The sequence below is a fragment of the Limosilactobacillus oris genome, assembly GCF_025311495.1.
Taxonomy (GTDB): Bacteria; Bacillota; Bacilli; order Lactobacillales; family Lactobacillaceae; genus Limosilactobacillus; species Limosilactobacillus oris_A.
This window is the reverse complement of record NZ_CP104398.1, coordinates 936,183-951,750: the sequence shown is the minus strand read 5'-3', so window position 1 is coordinate 951,750 and position 15,568 is coordinate 936,183. Positions and strand designations below refer to the sequence as shown.

The window sequence follows — 15,568 nt, the reverse complement described above, 5'->3', positions numbered from 1 at the left end:
AGAATAGTAACCGTGACTTTTTAGTTCGAAAAGGAAAGGGTATAAATTATGATTGCTATAGCGGGAACAATTGGTGCTGGGAAGACCAGCCTGACACAGTTACTAGCTGACCACCTTAACAGTAAGGCCTTTTACGAGTCAGTTGACGACAATAAAATCCTCCCATTGTTTTACAAAAATCCAAAGAAGTATGGTTTCTTGCTGCAAATCTACTTTTTGAATAAGCGGATTGATGAAATCAAGGACTCCTATGATAACGACTTGAATGTTCTCGACCGGTCCATCTTTGAAGACGCCCTTTTGTTCAAACTCAACGCGGATATGGGACGGGCCACGCAAACAGAGTCGGATATTTACAGCTCACTGTTGGCAAACATGATGGAAGAGTTGCCGGAGCAGCCCCACCAAAAGGCACCAGATCTCTTGATCACCATCCGGGTGTCCTTCGAAACGATGCTCAAGCGGATTGAAAAGCGGGGCCGGTCCTACGAGCAGATTGCCAACGACTCGTCACTGTACAGCTACTACCAGAACCTTAATAACCGTTACCGGGACTGGTATGCGCAGTATGATGAAAGCCCGAAGATGCTGATTGACGGGGATAAGTACGACTTTGTGGAAGACCCGACGGCCGCCCAAGAGGTGCTGAAGATGGTTGACCGGAAGTTGGCAGAGTTAAATTTGAAATAGGGATTTGACATTTTCATGGTTAGATGATATATTATTTGAGCTGGCTTATTTAAGTTAGTTCATTCGGAGGATTAGCTCAGTTGGGAGAGCATCTGCCTTACAAGCAGAGGGTCACAGGTTCGAGCCCTGTATCCTCCATATGCGGATGTGGCGGAATTGGCAGACGCGCAAGATTTAGGATCTTGTATCTTTATGATGTAAGGGTTCAAGTCCCTTCATCCGCATTAATATTATTTGAAAAAAAGTGTTGACATTTGATACTGAATCAGGTAATATTAATAATTGTTGATAGCAATTAAATAGCTAAAGATATGCGGAAGTAGTTCAGTGGTAGAACATCACCTTGCCATGGTGGGGGTCGCGGGTTCGAATCCCGTCTTCCGCTTTTCTTGCACCCATAGCGCAATTGGATAGAGTGTCTGACTACGAATCAGAAGGTTGAAGGTTCGACTCCTTCTGGGTGCATCGCCTTAAGCGTGACAGTTACTATTCAGTAGGTGTGGCGCTTCTTTTTTCGGGAATTAGCTCAGTTTGGTAGAGCGCTGCGTTCGGGACGCAGAGGTCGCAAGTTCAAATCTTGTATTCCCGACTAGTTATCAGCTCATTGTAGTAGTCTTTACTGCAATGGGCTTTTTTATTTCGGCTGAACAGTGTCTTGGCTAAAATGAGAATTAACAAAGGGCTGAGAAGTAATTCACTCTCTTTGCTATTTTAAAATAATGATGTCTCAGCGCAGTAGCTGGCAGAGGCTGGGAATTAACTCAGTTTCTTTACTATTATTTAAAAATGCAATAGCGCAGTAGCTGGCTGGCAGTTCAAGCGCTGATTTAGCAGCGTTTGACCAACCCCCAATAGGCTTGCTTCGCGGCAAAAGACAAGCTTCCCAAATCAGCTGTATAGCAGGTTTGGGGAGCTTTTTTCTCCTTGTCCCGTCAGTTTGAGCCTGGCCTGGTCATTTACTCCGGTTATTCCAGCAGCTGTTGACCGATCCATGCGGACGCCATTCAGTGAGCTTGCCGTACCAGCCCGCTTTTAATCCTGCCAATGGTTGACAAATTGCGATGTTGTGAGTATAGTTTAATCAAATTTTAATGAACAATTAATAAAAGGCCGCCTGTCCAGTCCAACCACGGATTAGGCAAAGCGTATTTAAGGAGGTGATGGCCATGACAGACAGTGATAATGGTAATATTTGGATTCTGAGTATCAATTCTGCAGGCTTCACTCCGAATTTGAGGGAGTATTAAGTACAGAGAAAAATTGATGGCAGCATTTTTGGTTGGGAGGTTGCTTTAGATGTTTAAGAAAATTTTAGTAGCTAATCGTGGCGAGATTGCCACCCGGATTACCTGGGCCTGTCATGAGCTGGGCGTCAAGACCGTGGCTGTCTACCCTAAGGAAGATGAGTACTCTGCCCACCGCTTTGCTGCGGATGAGGCATACTTGATTGGCCAAGGCGAAAAGCCAATTGATGCCTACCTAGACATTGATGAAATCATTCGAGTGGCCAAGGAATCCGGTGCGGAAGCTGTTCACCCCGGATATGGCTTCCTAGCAGAAAACGCCGACCTGGCCCAAGCCTGTGCCGATAACGGTCTGAAATTTATCGGCCCGAAGCCGGAACACCTGCGGATGTTTGGCAACAAGCTGGAGGCAAAGAAGGTTGCGGTTGAAGCGGGTCTTAAGCCCATTCCGGGCCTTTCCGGTGACATCAAGGATGTCGAGCAGGTGCGGACCTTTGCCCACCAGTATGGCTACCCGATTATGGTTAAGGCTGCTAATGGTGGTGGCGGCCGTGGAATGCGAATTATCAATGATGACCAGGAGCTGACTGATGAATTTGACCAGGCCCGTGACGAAGCCCTCAAGTCGTTTGGCTCCAGTGAGATGTACGTCGAAAAGGATGTCCAGGAGCCCAAACACATCGAGGTGCAGGTGATCGCCGATGAACACGGGCACGTCATGCACCTCTTTGAACGGGACTGCTCCGTTCAACGCCGTCATCAAAAGGTAATTGAATTTGCCCCCAGTGTGGTCCTGAGCCCGGAACGGCGGGCGGAAGTCTGCAACATGGCGGTTAAATTGATGAAGAGCGTCCACTACCAAAACGCTGCCACGATTGAATTTTTGGAAACCCCGGACCAGTTCTACTTCATTGAGGTCAATCCCCGGGTTCAGGTTGAACACACGGTCACCGAGTTGATTACGGGAATTGACATTGTTAAGACCCAGATTCGGGTTGCGGCCGGTGAGGATTTGCATGCGGATATCCACCTACCGAAGCAGGCGGACCTGAAGTTTCACGGTGCCGCCATTCAGTGCCGGATTACGACGGAAGACCCTCAGAATCACTTCATGCCGGATACCGGGCGGGTAATGACCTATAACGCGCCTGGTGGTACCGGGGTTCGGCTCGATGGCAACGTCTATCCTGGTTACCAGGTCACCCCTTACTTTGACTCCCTGCTTGTCAAGTGCTGTACGAAAGGGGAGGACTTTAACGAAGCACGGATCAAGATGCTGCGGGCCCTGGATGAGTTTCATATCCGGGGCGTCAAGACTAACATTCCCTTTATGGAGAATGTCCTGGAGCACCCGACCTTTATCAAGGGCGACTGCTCAACGACCTTCATCGATGAGACACCGGCCCTGTTTGACTTTGCCAATCACCCAGACACGCCCAAGCAGCTGGTCGACTACATCAGTAACGTTACCGTTAACGGCTTTGCAGGAGTCAGCAGGCAAGCTGAATTGACCACGCCGGCAATGCAAGCACCCCGGCCTGACCAGATTGAAGTGAAGTCGCCGACTGGCAAGACGGTCAAGGACATCCTCGATGAACAGGGGGCTGCGGCGGCGATGGCCTTTGTCAAAAAACAGCCGCGGGTCATGTTGACGGACACGACGATGCGGGATGCCCACCAGAGTCTGTTTGCTACTCGGCTGCGGACGCATGATATGCTACCAGCGATGAAGGTTTATGACCGCGCTATGCCGAACCTCTTCTCAGTTGAGAGCTGGGGTGGAGCGACCTTCGACGTCTGCTACCGGTTCCTGGGAGAAGACCCGTGGACCCGGCTGCGGCTGTTGAAGAAGTATATGCCCCACACCCTCCAGCAGATGCTGCTGCGGGCGTCCAACTCGGTTGGCTACCGGAACTATCCCGACAACGTTTTGAAACGCTTTATCGACCATAGTGCTAAGACCGGGGTCGATGTCTTCCGAATCTTTGACTCTCTTAACTGGCTTGAACAGATGCAGCGCAGCATTGAATATGTTCGGGAAACCGGTAAGATTGCCGAAGGGGCAATGTGCTTTACTGGTGACTTTCTGAGTGCCAATGAGCATAAATACACCCTTGATTACTACATGAAGATGGCCCAGGGCCTGGTCGACGCTGGTGCACAAATCATTGGCATTAAGGACATGGCGGGCTTGCTTAAACCCCAAGCGGCCTATGAGCTGGTCAGCAGCCTGAAGGCCAAGTTTGATGTTCCGGTTCACCTGCATACCCACGATACGACGGGGAACGGGGTGGCAACCTATGTCGCCGCTGCTAAGGCCGGTGTCGATATCGTCGACGTTGCTATGGCGACAATGGCCGGTACTACTAGTCAGCCAAGCCTCGGTACCTTCTACTACGCTTTGGAAGGCGATGACCGCCAGCCGGCCTTGAACATGCATAACGTCAGCGTGCTTAACAACTACTGGGCCCACGTTCGGCCCCTCTACCATGACTTTAGCAACGGGGTCAACGCCCCGCAGCCGGACCTTTACCAGACTGAAATGCCTGGTGGTCAGTACTCTAACCTGAAGCAACAGGCTAAATCGTTGGGAATCAATGATTTCAGCTTAGTTGAAAAGAAGTACCGGGAAGTTAACCAGCTGCTTGGCGATATTATCAAGGTGACGCCCAGCTCGAAAGTGGTTGGCGACATGGCAATCTTCATGATTCAGAACCACCTTGATAAGGACAACATCTTTACCAAGGGCCAGCACGTCGACTTCCCCGATTCGGTCGTAAACTTTTTTGCGGGTGACCTGGGACAGCCATATGGCGGTTTCCCGAAGAAGCTGCAAAAGATTGTCTTGAAGGATCACCCGGCGATCACAGTTCGGCCGGGTAGCCTGGCTAAACCGGTTGACTTTGTAGCAGTGAAGGCCGAGCTTACCAAGAAAATTCACCGCCAGCCAACGGAGGACGACCTGCTCGGCTACATCATGTATCCAAAGGTCTTCGTTGACTACTTCAACAACCACCAGAAATACGGGGCAGTGATGGACCTCGATACAACAACCTATTACCAAGGAATGCGGCCGGGTGAAACTTTGCGGATCAAGATCGGCACCGGTAAGGAGATGATCTTGAAGCTGGACTTCGTTTCACCAACGGATCAGGATGGCCAGCGGACACTTTTTTACGAGCTGGATGGCCGGGCCTTTCAGATGAAGGTCAAGGACCGCAGTGTGAAAACGCAGACCGCGAGCGTTCCGAAGGCCGATCCGGATGATCCTGGGCAGGTCGGGATGCCGCTGAACGGGAATGTTGTGAAGGTCAACGTCAAGGCCGGCGACCAGGTCAAGGTTAGCGAAGTGCTCCTCACTACCGAAGCCATGAAGATGGAATCAGCGGTCAAGGCGCCGTTTAGCGGAACGGTCAAGCAGGTTAACGTCAAGGTTGGCGATGCCCTGAAGAGTCAGGACCTGTTGCTGACGCTGGAAAAGTAGGTGAGGGTGATGAATGACTTTCCGCGTTTATCCGCTGCCGGGGTCACGGTCCAAAGCTTTGACCAGGTCACTTCAACCAACGACCTTACCAAGCAGCGGCTGGCAACCGGCGCTTCACAACTTTTCCTGATTACTGCCGCTTCGCAGCGAGCTGGTCGGGGGAAGCCCGGCCGAACCTTCTTCTCGCCGGCTGGTAGCGGGGCCTATTTTACCCTGGGCTTACCGTTTGCCAGCGGGAAGCAGCCGGCGGCCCGGTTAACTGTTACAGCCGCGGTCGCCGCCGCAACAGTCCTGCATGAACATTTTCACCAGCCCATTACTATCAAGTGGGTCAACGACTTGTATGTTGGCAACCGTAAGGCGGTGGGAATTCTAGCCGAAATGGTGTTCGATAATAACAATCGGCCGGCTGGCGTGGCAATCGGTTGGGGGATCAACCTTTTCCAGCCCGCTGACCAGTGGCCAGCCGAGATTGCAAAACAGGTTACCGCGTTAAGCAATCAGCCAGTAAGCCAACGAGAGCGCCTGGCGGTGATTGATGAGGTGGCGGCCCGTTTCCTCGACCTCTTAGCGCAACCGTGGCCAGCCGTTTTAACCGTCTACCGGAACCACCAATATCTAAGTGGGAAACGGCTGGTTGTTGATACGGGAGCAGAGCGGATTAGCGGTCAATTTGAACAAATTACGGACGAAGGCTTTCTCTGCATTCGAACAGCGTGTGGGCACCGGGTTTTCTCGGCGGGGACTGTCCGGGTACGGGAATGAGCCGGTATTTTGAATCCCGGTCCTAAGCAAAACTGGTTGATTTTGTTTAGGACCGGGGTTTCTGTTTAAAAGCACTGATTAAATTATTTTAACTTTGGATGAAATGTGGAAGTGCCGGATTCCTAATTTTTATAATGTTGTTAGTTGTTTTTCCTTAACATTATTAAGTGAGGATCACCCTTAACACTGGCCATAATTGCCACAAAATTGACATTGATTAGTTGGAACGCTAAGATGAAAGATAATTTAATTAGATTAAATTTAAATCAAAATAAGCACTGATGTTAAGTCCATCAGTACTTAAAATTGTAGAACCAATTGGAGTGCTTTTCTTATCTGCAAGCCAGGAAAGGAGCGTGCCTTTTAGCCCTGTGCCGAGGATTTAACCGGAACGCTGGCAGGGTGGGTTGCCCTTTTACTAATCAATTTTTGGGTAAGACGATCTTTTGTTCTAACCAGTGGTGGTCGCTGCTCCGGTCGTTAACAGCATTAGGATAGTGGCCAAGGATAATCTTTAGGTTACGCAGGCCCAGGTGGTGGCTGCTATTAATACTGACTGAGTGTTCAATCTTAGCTAGTAATTCAAGGTCCACTCGTGATTCCTTAGTCGAATTGCCAACGATGATGAATTGCGCATTGTCGTTTTCAAACAAACTCAAGCTGATTTCCTTTTGTGTGGAGTTTTTAGCAGCAGCGATGGCATTGTCTAGTAGAATAGCGATGATCCGGATGGCATCCAGGGATTGAAGCGTTTTTGTCAGGTCAATCGGTCGCACAACCTCTAAACGAGGATGCAAGTGAGCTTTAATAGCGACGCTGATCTTTTGGTAGACGATTGATTTAATTCCTGAATTGGTGATATTTTGGAGAGCGCCCAAGACACCGGTCGGTAGGTCAATAATTCGATTAGAAGATTGAGTCAGCTGGTGAAGCGACTGCTTTGCATCCTCAATATTGTTATCATCGAGAGCGCTATTTAGGCTAATTAAAATGTTCTTATAGTCGTGACGGAAGCGACGTAAGTCATCATACATCACTTCTAGTTCACTCGTGTAATTAGCAAAACTATTCAATTGTTGGGTAGCAAAAGTGGCGAGGTCACGCTGGTAAAGGTCCTTGCCGATATGGTTCATTATCAAAATAGCTAGGACAAAGTAGCTAAGTGCGATGAGCAGGGCTGCGGAGTTCCCAGTTAGGCTATTAACGCCTAGGAGCTGGTTAAATGCTGGTTGATTATATTGGACAAAAAAGAAAAAGAGACTTAGTGGAATAAAAAGAAGACTAAGACACCATTCTGCGATGGGGTGCCGGTTGTTAACCCGGGCTAGGTAGCGGTTGCTGATGGGGCGGACAATTCGAATTACCAGTAAGGCTAATCCGTAAATAATTGGTACTAAAAATAAGTACAGTAAAGAACCAAATTGGGGATACTTGACGAGGATAATTCGCGACAGTAGCATACATACTGTTGAGGCAAAGTAGTAAACTAATATACTATAGCCAAATTGGCTGACAATGGTCGTCAGGCGGTCGCCAAATGGGTTGGCTAGGTAGAAAACTGCCATTATGGCTAGGCAAATGGTAACCAGGTCGTTGAGAAATAAGTTTGGTTGCCAAAAAATAAAAATGGCTCCTAATACAACGTAAAAGCTGACGGGGATCCTTTGCCGGGCGACATGGCGGTAACATCCCCAAAATAGTAGCGGGTAGAATAGGCATACCTTAATCAAGAATAGGAACAGGTAGGTCGGTGAGGCTGCTTGGACAAATGGGTTGTTAACATTAACAAACGTCATGAAAAATACACTCCAAACATAAGGATTGATGATTATGAATAAAAAAATGAGTATTACGTGTCCGCATTGTGGGAAACTGAATCCCCGAACTGCTAGTAATTGTATCAATTGTGGCCAGCCTTTGCCAATTAGTAATCAGCCTGGCCGGTTAGTAATGAAACGCCAGCTTAAACGATACCAGCGATGGGCACTAGGCGGAGTAATTTGCTTTTTCGCTATTATTTTGCTGGCATTAGTTATTAAGCAAAACCAACCGGTATTACGGACCTCTTCAATGACGGTAACTCCGTTTCGGGTAGATTTTTATAACCGTCACCACCAGGTTGTGATGGTTAAATACTTGCGTGGCGGGATTTCACGGCGCCACTATGGTTACGCGCGCGGGACACTCTACGTTTCTAATCACCTCAAAGGTAAAAAAGAAAAGGCCGCCTATGTCGACAGCCGTGATAAAATGATGTTTGTGGTTGATAGCCATCCCCGGTTAACTTTTTATTATAGTAGCCGGCGGGGGAAGTTCAATGATTATGGTCATTGTCGGGTTAGTGATCATCCTGAAATTAAAACCTTTCGGATGACTAAATTAGATAGTGGGAATTGATGAGAAAGTAGCGTTAGTTATTGAGTTCTGCCAGTTTACTGAGCAGGGCTTTATTTTTTAGCCGTGACAAGGGCTGGGGAGCTTGCGCACCACTAAGTGTTACCAGATGATTGTGGGTATCAATCTTGCTGACCTTATTCAAGTTAACCAGGCAGTGCTTGTGCGTCCGAAAGAAGAGCGGTGAACGGTCTAACAACTGGTTGAGATTAGCGTTGATGGTTGTGATTTGGTTATTAACGGTGTGCATTAATGACTGGTGGGTATTAGTTGGACTGGGTTCAAAATACACGATATCGTCCAAGCTGACACGAAGAAAACCGTTGGTAACCTTAAGCAAGAGTGTCGGTGCGGGAAAATGCTTGGATTTACTGGCAACGTGAAGCAGGTCTTTAGTGAGTTTTTGTTTAACGTTGTCCTGATCTTTGGCAATAAAATCCAGGGCTTCTGATTCGTAATGGTAGGTAGTCGGCAAGAGCTCATTATGTACCGTGATGAAGATAATTGAGGAGAACAAGTCAGTTTGGCGGATGCGCTGGCTGATTTTAAGGCCGGCCTGCAAGTCGTCGTTAATTTCGACATCCAGTAAAAAGAGGTTTTCCACACTCGGTGAGGGGAGGCCCTTTAAGAAATCAGTAACGTTGGAAAAGAGATTGATGTGTAAGGGGGCCAGCTGTTGTTCTTCTTCAATCTCGTGCAGTGTCTTTTCGAGGTGGGCTTGCTGAGCCCACTGGTCTTCGAGAATATAAATATTCATGGATCATTTTTCTCCCAGAAATAAAGTAACATTTATACACTAATGATAAGAAAAGTGGCAGGTAAAAACTAGAGATCTGGCAAGGCCAAATTAAACTTATGGCGTTTTACTGAAATAATCCGCACTTTATTACTAATCGCCATTACGATGAATGAAAAAAAGAGCATATTCGTGAAACTTCCTCAATTATTAAGGGGATTTTTTTATAATCGGAGATGTGTAAATGATACTTTGGGGGAGAAAATAGTAAATGGATAACAGTAAAACCAAACTAACGTGGCGGCAGACAGCCTTATTCACTGCTGCCTTGGGAGCCAGCTTTTTATTAAACGGTCAGGTTGGGCACGCTGATCAAACAGCCGCGGGTCAACAACAGACTGTGAGCGCGCAGAATAATGTGGCCGTACAGGGCAGTGAGAGTGCTGAAGCCGCGCAAGGGACCAATTCAGCTAATACACTAAGTGGTAAGGAACAATCCCCATCAGTTGAGCCAGCGATTAAAATTATTAGTGGTAATCTAAATAAGCCTAAGGCTGATGCAATCAAGCAGCAGATGCACGAGGTAGCAGTAGAAAATAATAAAGAGGTTAATGCACTTTCGGCTGGTCTGGATAAGTCAGAAGCAGTGGACCAACAGGCTACTGATGAGCATGGAAAGTTATATGCTGATGCGCTTAATAATCTGCAAAACTATATTGGCAATGATACGTCATCTGAATTACGAGAACGGGTGCAGAGCATCTACAAGCAAAAACAAGAAACCCAAAAGCTGATAAATGCCCAACCGCAAATTATTGCTGAAAATGAGCGGTTAGTAGCTAAGAAGCAACAAATTGTTAACCAAAAACAGCAAGCGTATGATCGGGAAAAGCAGCTGGTTGATGCTAATGTAGGCTTTGCCATAATAAACGGGACTATTTCTTGGATATCAGATAACTTTCTGTTACTAATCCTTGGGGGAATAGGAATTTGGTGGTTGCTTCGCCGAAACTAAGCAAAATTTATTGGTAAACGGAGATTAGGGATAGAAAATAAGGAGATAGTATGAAAAGAACAATAGCATTAGCACTTGCCGTACTTGGATTATTGCTAATCATCACGGGCTGTGGAAAACAGACAACGAAAAAAACAGTACCAAAGTTAACTGGGATTTACCAAATTGACGCTAAATATCGGGACAAGGATAATGATGGCAATGTGCAGACCGATTATTTGCGACTAACTAAGGACGGCAAGGTTCAAGAAGTGGAACCGGAAACGGGGGACGCTAACCATGGTGAATATGGTAGCGTGATGCGTGGAACTTGCCGCCACCTAAGTGGTCAGAAGTTTCAGCTAAAGCTTCACGATGTCTATGATAAGAATTACTATACCGTCACGGCTATAAAAGAGGATAAAAACCACTTCCGAACTTTGGATAATCATCACGGTGAGTATGAGTGGGACGCTGATTCATGGACTCGGGAAACCACAATGACAGCTTCGGACTTCCAAAGTATGTTTGAACGGGCAGCAATGTCTGATCAAAAGAAAATTCAAGAAAATGGCTACACAAAGCCGGACAATGATTCTACGAATTCCAATAGTGCTGGTGCTGATTCTAGCAATTCTTCAGAGATGACTTTTGATCAGGCGGCCGCGCTGATTCAAAAGGGCGGCTTCAGCGACTTTAATTATGATAGTGCCAAGGATTTCCATGAAGGCAGTCACGCAACCAGCGATGGCGGGTACGTCATGGTAACCTATCCTGGAGCAAAGGGGCAGGATAAGTTCACAATCACCAAGAAGGGTGACCATAAATACCATATTGAAGCGGTATATGGAACGCTAGATGGTGGTAATTTTACTGCCTTTGACGACCAAAGCAGTTATGGACCAACCTCAGCAGATGTAACTGAATAAATTTTATTTAAGGAGTACATTATGAAAAAATTAGCACTAATCGCCACCACTTGTTTAGCCGGACTGACGTTAGCCGCGTGTGGCAACCAACATCATAGCAGTAAGGGTGCAGACAGTTTTTCGGCCACCAGTAAGACGGTCCGCTCGTCGTCACAAAAGAGCGGTTCTAGCTCGGTCAGCCAGTCGAGCAGCTCGGCGGCTGCTTCTTCGTCATCGGCGGCGGTTCACCTCACCGGCGGGCAGAGCTCAGTCGACTACATTACCCAGAAAATGGGTGACCAGGGCTGGACGATTGATGGCGGAACCTATGGCGGGGCCCATGGTGCACCAACCGATGGCAGTTACGTTCCGTATAATTCAGTTCGCAACGACAACGGGGATGTCTACTACGTTTATCAGGATGGCCGGATTGAAAAGCAGGCCGAATAATATCTAATTGTGAGATTTTGGGAGGAAAGTTTGAAATCATGAAAAAATGGAAAGTAGTATCAGCATTATTCATAGTAGTGGCATTAGGGATTGGACTAACAGCGTGTGGCAACCAACATGATAGCAGTAAGAGTACGGCTAGTTCTTCAACGAGCAGCCAGCCTAGTTATCAGCTTGCTTCTTCTTCGGCTAAACTCGATCCGGCCAACCTAACGCCCAAGCAAAATGCGGCCGTGGTGATGTTTTATGCGGGATTAAAGAACCACCAGCGCTATGTTCAGCAAATGAACAAGAGCGGTCAACAGCTGACTATCGACTTGTATAGCCCTGGTGACGCGAAAAAGGCTGGGGTCAGTGGTAAATTGCCAGCTGGCGCAGAGGTGGTTTATGAGGCCAAACTAGCTAGTGCTGGCTCTACGTATTACACATTAGTAGGAGACCAAACTTACATCTCGGATGGTCATGGCGGCTTTCGGAAAAAGAGTGCAACGACTGCTGAGATGGTCAAGGTAGCCAACGACAATAATGCGGGCGATGCACTCTGCCAATTAGCGGAGAATGCCAGCCTCAACGACCTCCGAACTGACGGAACTAACGTCAACAATCAGCAGGAAAATACTGCTTCTAATAACAATGCGGCAACAGCTAGCTCAATGGGACCGCAGGATAAGGCCCGGGCGGCAATGAATGCCGACCCGAACATTGATCCGGAATTCAAACGGCGAATCAACCTGCCGCCGGATGACCCAGACTACATTCAACCAACTCATGATCCAGATAGTTGGCGTTAATATCTAAGCTCGCTCCATTTCGGGGCGGGCTTTTTTAGCGCAGCCTGAAAGAATATCCCGATTCCTGAAATGTGCCCACATCCGTTTAGAAAGCACTTATAATCACGGTTGTATAAAATTTAATTCTGGGGGAGATTATACAATGCGGAAAAAGTTATACAAAGCAAAGAAAAACTGGGTTATCGGCTTAGCCGCCGGTACACTGTTATTAGTGGGCGGGGCAACCACTGCCAGCGCTGATACCAATTGGAACTCATCCGCGGCCCAATTCAGCCAATTTGGCTACAATTCACGGCCCACGGTTACCTGGAGCGGTATTGACACGTCCCAGTATCCGGGTGTGACGTCTAATGACCCCGCGAACATCGACTCGGCTGTCCTGGATGCTAACGTTAATGTGCAGACAACGGGAGAAGACACGGGGCTCAACCAAACAACGCCTGGCTTTTCTTATAACGTGACGACTAATGGTCATTCGCTGAGAAACGATGAAAGCGTTAATGTCGATTATTACTTCAGCGATGGCGTTAATTATGGAACGAACGGGGCTGAGTTTGACTCGACCAACAGCAGCACGATTGGCTATGCTGGCACCTTCCGGAACAGCGTCGAAGCGAATTACCTAGGGGTCAGTGGCTCGATTAATGACCACCAGATCACGATGCGCCATGAAAATGACGCGCAAATGACCCATACATCTGATCCGCACAATGTTTCATATCTAACTAAAGAAGCGACCGTCAACGGGAATACCGTCACCAATACGATTCGGGTTAACACCGATAGTGGCGCGGTGCAGCCCGGCGTGTGGGGACTGACGATTAAGCCATACTGGGCGGTTAATGGCGACGTTAGTGTCTATGATACGGCGGCGCCATATAAAAACGGGAACGCCTTCTACTACATTATTCGAGATGCCCAGGGGCGGCCGCAATGGTTGGAAGTAATCCGGCCGCAAAATGGTATGAAGCTCTTTTCCGGGTATGACATTAACTACACCACAGGCCCGCTTGGCGGCTACCAGATGAGTGGCAACAGCTCGACTGCGCCAGGATCGGCACGGAACCTTTACATGATGGCACCGGCAGGGCTCAATGCTGAGTTTACCTACACCGAATCTTACTACTGGGTTGGCGACGGCTATAATAATCCGCAAGCCAACGTGAATGCCGGCTACCTCGATGGCTACCAATTAGAGCAGGATGACAATGGCAACCCGCTTCTCCATGTGGCCGGCTGGCACGCTGCTTCGACCAGTGCCGACTTGCAGAACGGTTGGCTGATTGTGTTTGATAACACGACTGGGACCGAAATTAAGCGGCAGCGGATTAACCCAGTCGCCCGTCCTGACGTGGCAGCCCAGTATCGTAACGTGGCTAACAGCAGTCAATCTGGCTTTAATGAGCGGATTAGCCTGCCGAATGGAGTACTGGGCCACCAGCTGACGATCATTGCTCGTTATTCTGATGACGCTAATGGCGGTGAAGGTCACCACACCGACCTCTGGCTAGGGCAACGGATTAACATTAATATGGATAATAATGCCCACGTTGATGGGATTAAGCTGACAGGTGGCAAGGTGGTCGTTAACGGCTGGCACGCCACAAATGCTGCCTTGGGGCGGAAGTACCACTACGTCATCGTTTGGGATGCGACCCGCGGTCAAGAAATTACCCGTCAGCAGGTTGACAACGTTAGCCGGGCTGATGTTGGCCGGGCCTTTCCAACTGTCATCAACGCGGACCAGTCCGGCTTTAGTGCTAGTTTTGACCTTAACGACCCCCGCTATGCCAACGACCAAATCCAGTTCATCAGCCGCTACACCGATGACTGGGCTGGAAACGGAAATTGTGTCGACTACTGGTTCGCTCCCCAGCGCCTGTTAAGTGACAATGCTAACCGTGCCAATTTAGACGGTTACCACCTGACAGAGCAGGGATTGCAAGTGGCAGGCTGGCACGCTACGAATGCCGCGTTGGGGCGGAACTATCACACGATTATCGTGTTGGACGCGCGGAACGGTCATGAACTCGGTCGGCAGACAATCTACTCCGGCAGCCGGCCAGATGTTGCCAAAGCCTTTCCTGGAGTGATGAACGCGGACCAGTCTGGTTTTAACACGACAATTGCCTTTGATTCGGCGATGGCGACTGATCCGGTCCAAGTAATCAGCCGGTGGAGCGCTAGTCGTGACGCTAACAGCAACTACGTGGACTACTGGTTTGCGCCGGTTCAGCTGCTGGCTGACCAGGGCAACTACGCCAATTTGGATGGCATAAGCTGGACTGGCCGCCAGGTACAGATGGGTGGTTGGCACGCCAGCAACCAGGCTTTTGGCAAGCAATATCATTACATTATCCTCTTTGACCAGACCCGGGGCTATGAAGTTGGCCGTCAGCTAGTTGAAAGTGGCAGCTACCGGCCAGACGTTGCGAACGCCTTTCGGGGAGTAAGCAACGCTGATAATTCTGGCTTTAATGTTACAATTACCCCTAGTGTGGATATTCGTGGCGATCAACTGCAGGTAGTCAGCCGGTGGACAAATGACCCCGCCGGTAATGGGACCGACTACTGGTTTGCCCCACGGGTGGTTGCTAGTCGGCCGAGTGACGTGAACCAAAACGTGCAAAAGGCATCGAATCTTGAGGTGTTCAGGTATATCGCTGGGCCAAATGAGGACCCGCACTTGTATCTAAAGGGATGGATGGTCAGCAACGCTTTTGCTAACCGTCAGTACAAGGACTGGTATGCTCAACGCAGTGCTCAGCCTGACTGGGCTAACTTGCGGGCTGCAGAATTAATTATTTTGAAAAATGGCCAGGAGTATTCGCGGACAACACTGAACTGTATTCCACCTCAAGAAATGTGGGCCGATTTGAATGAACGGCCAGATATAGAAGCAGCCTATCCTAATATTTGGGATAGCAAGTACAGCGGTTTTGAATTCAATATTCAGGATGCCGAATTTGACCGCAACGCTCGCTACCAGATTATTTTCCGCTTTTCCCACGATCCACAGTCTGATAATACTAACTATGATGATATGTACAGTAAGATTTACTCATTTGATGCTAACGGAAATAGTTACGTTGTAGGCTAAAAGAAAGGGATA

Annotated in this window: 11 protein-coding genes and 5 tRNA genes; 14 read left to right on the top strand and 2 right to left on the bottom strand. The window is 48.4% G+C overall.

Going from position 1 to position 15,568, the window contains the following annotated elements:
- Positions 1 to 48: 48 nt before the first annotated feature.
- From N4599_RS04940 to N4599_RS04905, 8 genes are all read left to right on the top strand, one after another.
- A complete protein-coding gene (locus N4599_RS04940; RefSeq protein ID WP_191364167.1) occupies positions 49 to 690 on the top strand; it encodes a deoxynucleoside kinase in 642 nt (213 codons plus the stop codon).
- A gap of 65 nt (positions 691 to 755) precedes the next feature.
- Positions 756 to 828 (top strand) — tRNA-Val (locus N4599_RS04935).
- 3 nt (positions 829 to 831) lie between these two features.
- Positions 832 to 914: transfer RNA gene (locus N4599_RS04930), tRNA-Leu, on the top strand.
- A gap of 89 nt (positions 915 to 1,003) precedes the next feature.
- Positions 1,004 to 1,075 (top strand) — tRNA-Gly (locus N4599_RS04925).
- A 6-nt stretch (positions 1,076 to 1,081) separates the two neighbouring features.
- Positions 1,082 to 1,155, top strand: a tRNA-Arg gene (locus tag N4599_RS04920).
- 50 nt (positions 1,156 to 1,205) lie between these two features.
- Positions 1,206 to 1,279: transfer RNA gene (locus N4599_RS04915), tRNA-Pro, on the top strand.
- A 707-nt stretch (positions 1,280 to 1,986) separates the two neighbouring features.
- Complete coding sequence (locus N4599_RS04910; RefSeq protein WP_260902368.1) at positions 1,987 to 5,418, top strand: pyruvate carboxylase; 3,432 nt, start codon at positions 1,987 to 1,989, stop codon at positions 5,416 to 5,418.
- Positions 5,419 to 5,427: 9 nt separating this feature from the next.
- Positions 5,428 to 6,183 carry a biotin--[acetyl-CoA-carboxylase] ligase gene (locus N4599_RS04905; protein ID WP_260902367.1) on the top strand — a complete coding sequence of 252 codons (756 nt, stop codon included), beginning with the start codon at positions 5,428 to 5,430 and terminating at the stop codon, positions 6,181 to 6,183.
- Positions 6,184 to 6,605: 422 nt separating this feature from the next.
- Here N4599_RS04905 and N4599_RS04900 read toward each other — a convergent pair whose 3' ends face one another.
- Positions 6,606 to 7,979: a GHKL domain-containing protein gene (locus N4599_RS04900; protein ID WP_191363968.1), complete on the bottom strand. Its 1,374-nt coding sequence runs from the start codon at positions 7,977 to 7,979 to the stop codon at positions 6,606 to 6,608.
- A 121-nt stretch (positions 7,980 to 8,100) separates the two neighbouring features.
- Between N4599_RS04900 and N4599_RS04895 the strand changes: the two genes are divergently transcribed.
- On the top strand, positions 8,101 to 8,580 hold the full coding sequence (locus N4599_RS04895; RefSeq protein ID WP_260902366.1) for a hypothetical protein: 480 nt from the start codon (positions 8,101 to 8,103) through the stop codon (positions 8,578 to 8,580).
- A 13-nt stretch (positions 8,581 to 8,593) separates the two neighbouring features.
- On the opposite strand, the gene N4599_RS04890 is transcribed toward N4599_RS04895, so the two are convergent.
- Positions 8,594 to 9,334, bottom strand: a complete 741-nt coding sequence (locus N4599_RS04890; protein ID WP_191363970.1) for a response regulator transcription factor — start codon at positions 9,332 to 9,334, stop codon at positions 8,594 to 8,596.
- Between the two features lie 250 nt (positions 9,335 to 9,584).
- Between N4599_RS04890 and N4599_RS04885 the strand changes: the two genes are divergently transcribed.
- From N4599_RS04885 to N4599_RS04865, 5 genes are all read left to right on the top strand, one after another.
- On the top strand, positions 9,585 to 10,328 hold the full coding sequence (locus tag N4599_RS04885; protein WP_260902365.1) for a hypothetical protein: 744 nt from the start codon (positions 9,585 to 9,587) through the stop codon (positions 10,326 to 10,328).
- A gap of 50 nt (positions 10,329 to 10,378) precedes the next feature.
- Positions 10,379 to 11,236, top strand: a complete 858-nt coding sequence (locus N4599_RS04880) for a hypothetical protein (RefSeq protein WP_260902363.1) — start codon at positions 10,379 to 10,381, stop codon at positions 11,234 to 11,236.
- A 21-nt stretch (positions 11,237 to 11,257) separates the two neighbouring features.
- Positions 11,258 to 11,665 carry a hypothetical protein gene (locus tag N4599_RS04875; protein ID WP_260902360.1) on the top strand — a complete coding sequence of 136 codons (408 nt, stop codon included), beginning with the start codon at positions 11,258 to 11,260 and terminating at the stop codon, positions 11,663 to 11,665.
- A gap of 38 nt (positions 11,666 to 11,703) precedes the next feature.
- Complete coding sequence (locus N4599_RS04870) at positions 11,704 to 12,456, top strand: hypothetical protein (RefSeq protein WP_260902357.1); 753 nt, start codon at positions 11,704 to 11,706, stop codon at positions 12,454 to 12,456.
- Positions 12,457 to 12,598: 142 nt separating this feature from the next.
- A complete protein-coding gene (locus N4599_RS04865) occupies positions 12,599 to 15,556 on the top strand; it encodes a KxYKxGKxW signal peptide domain-containing protein (RefSeq protein WP_260902354.1) in 2,958 nt (985 codons plus the stop codon).
- Positions 15,557 to 15,568: the final 12 nt, after the last annotated feature.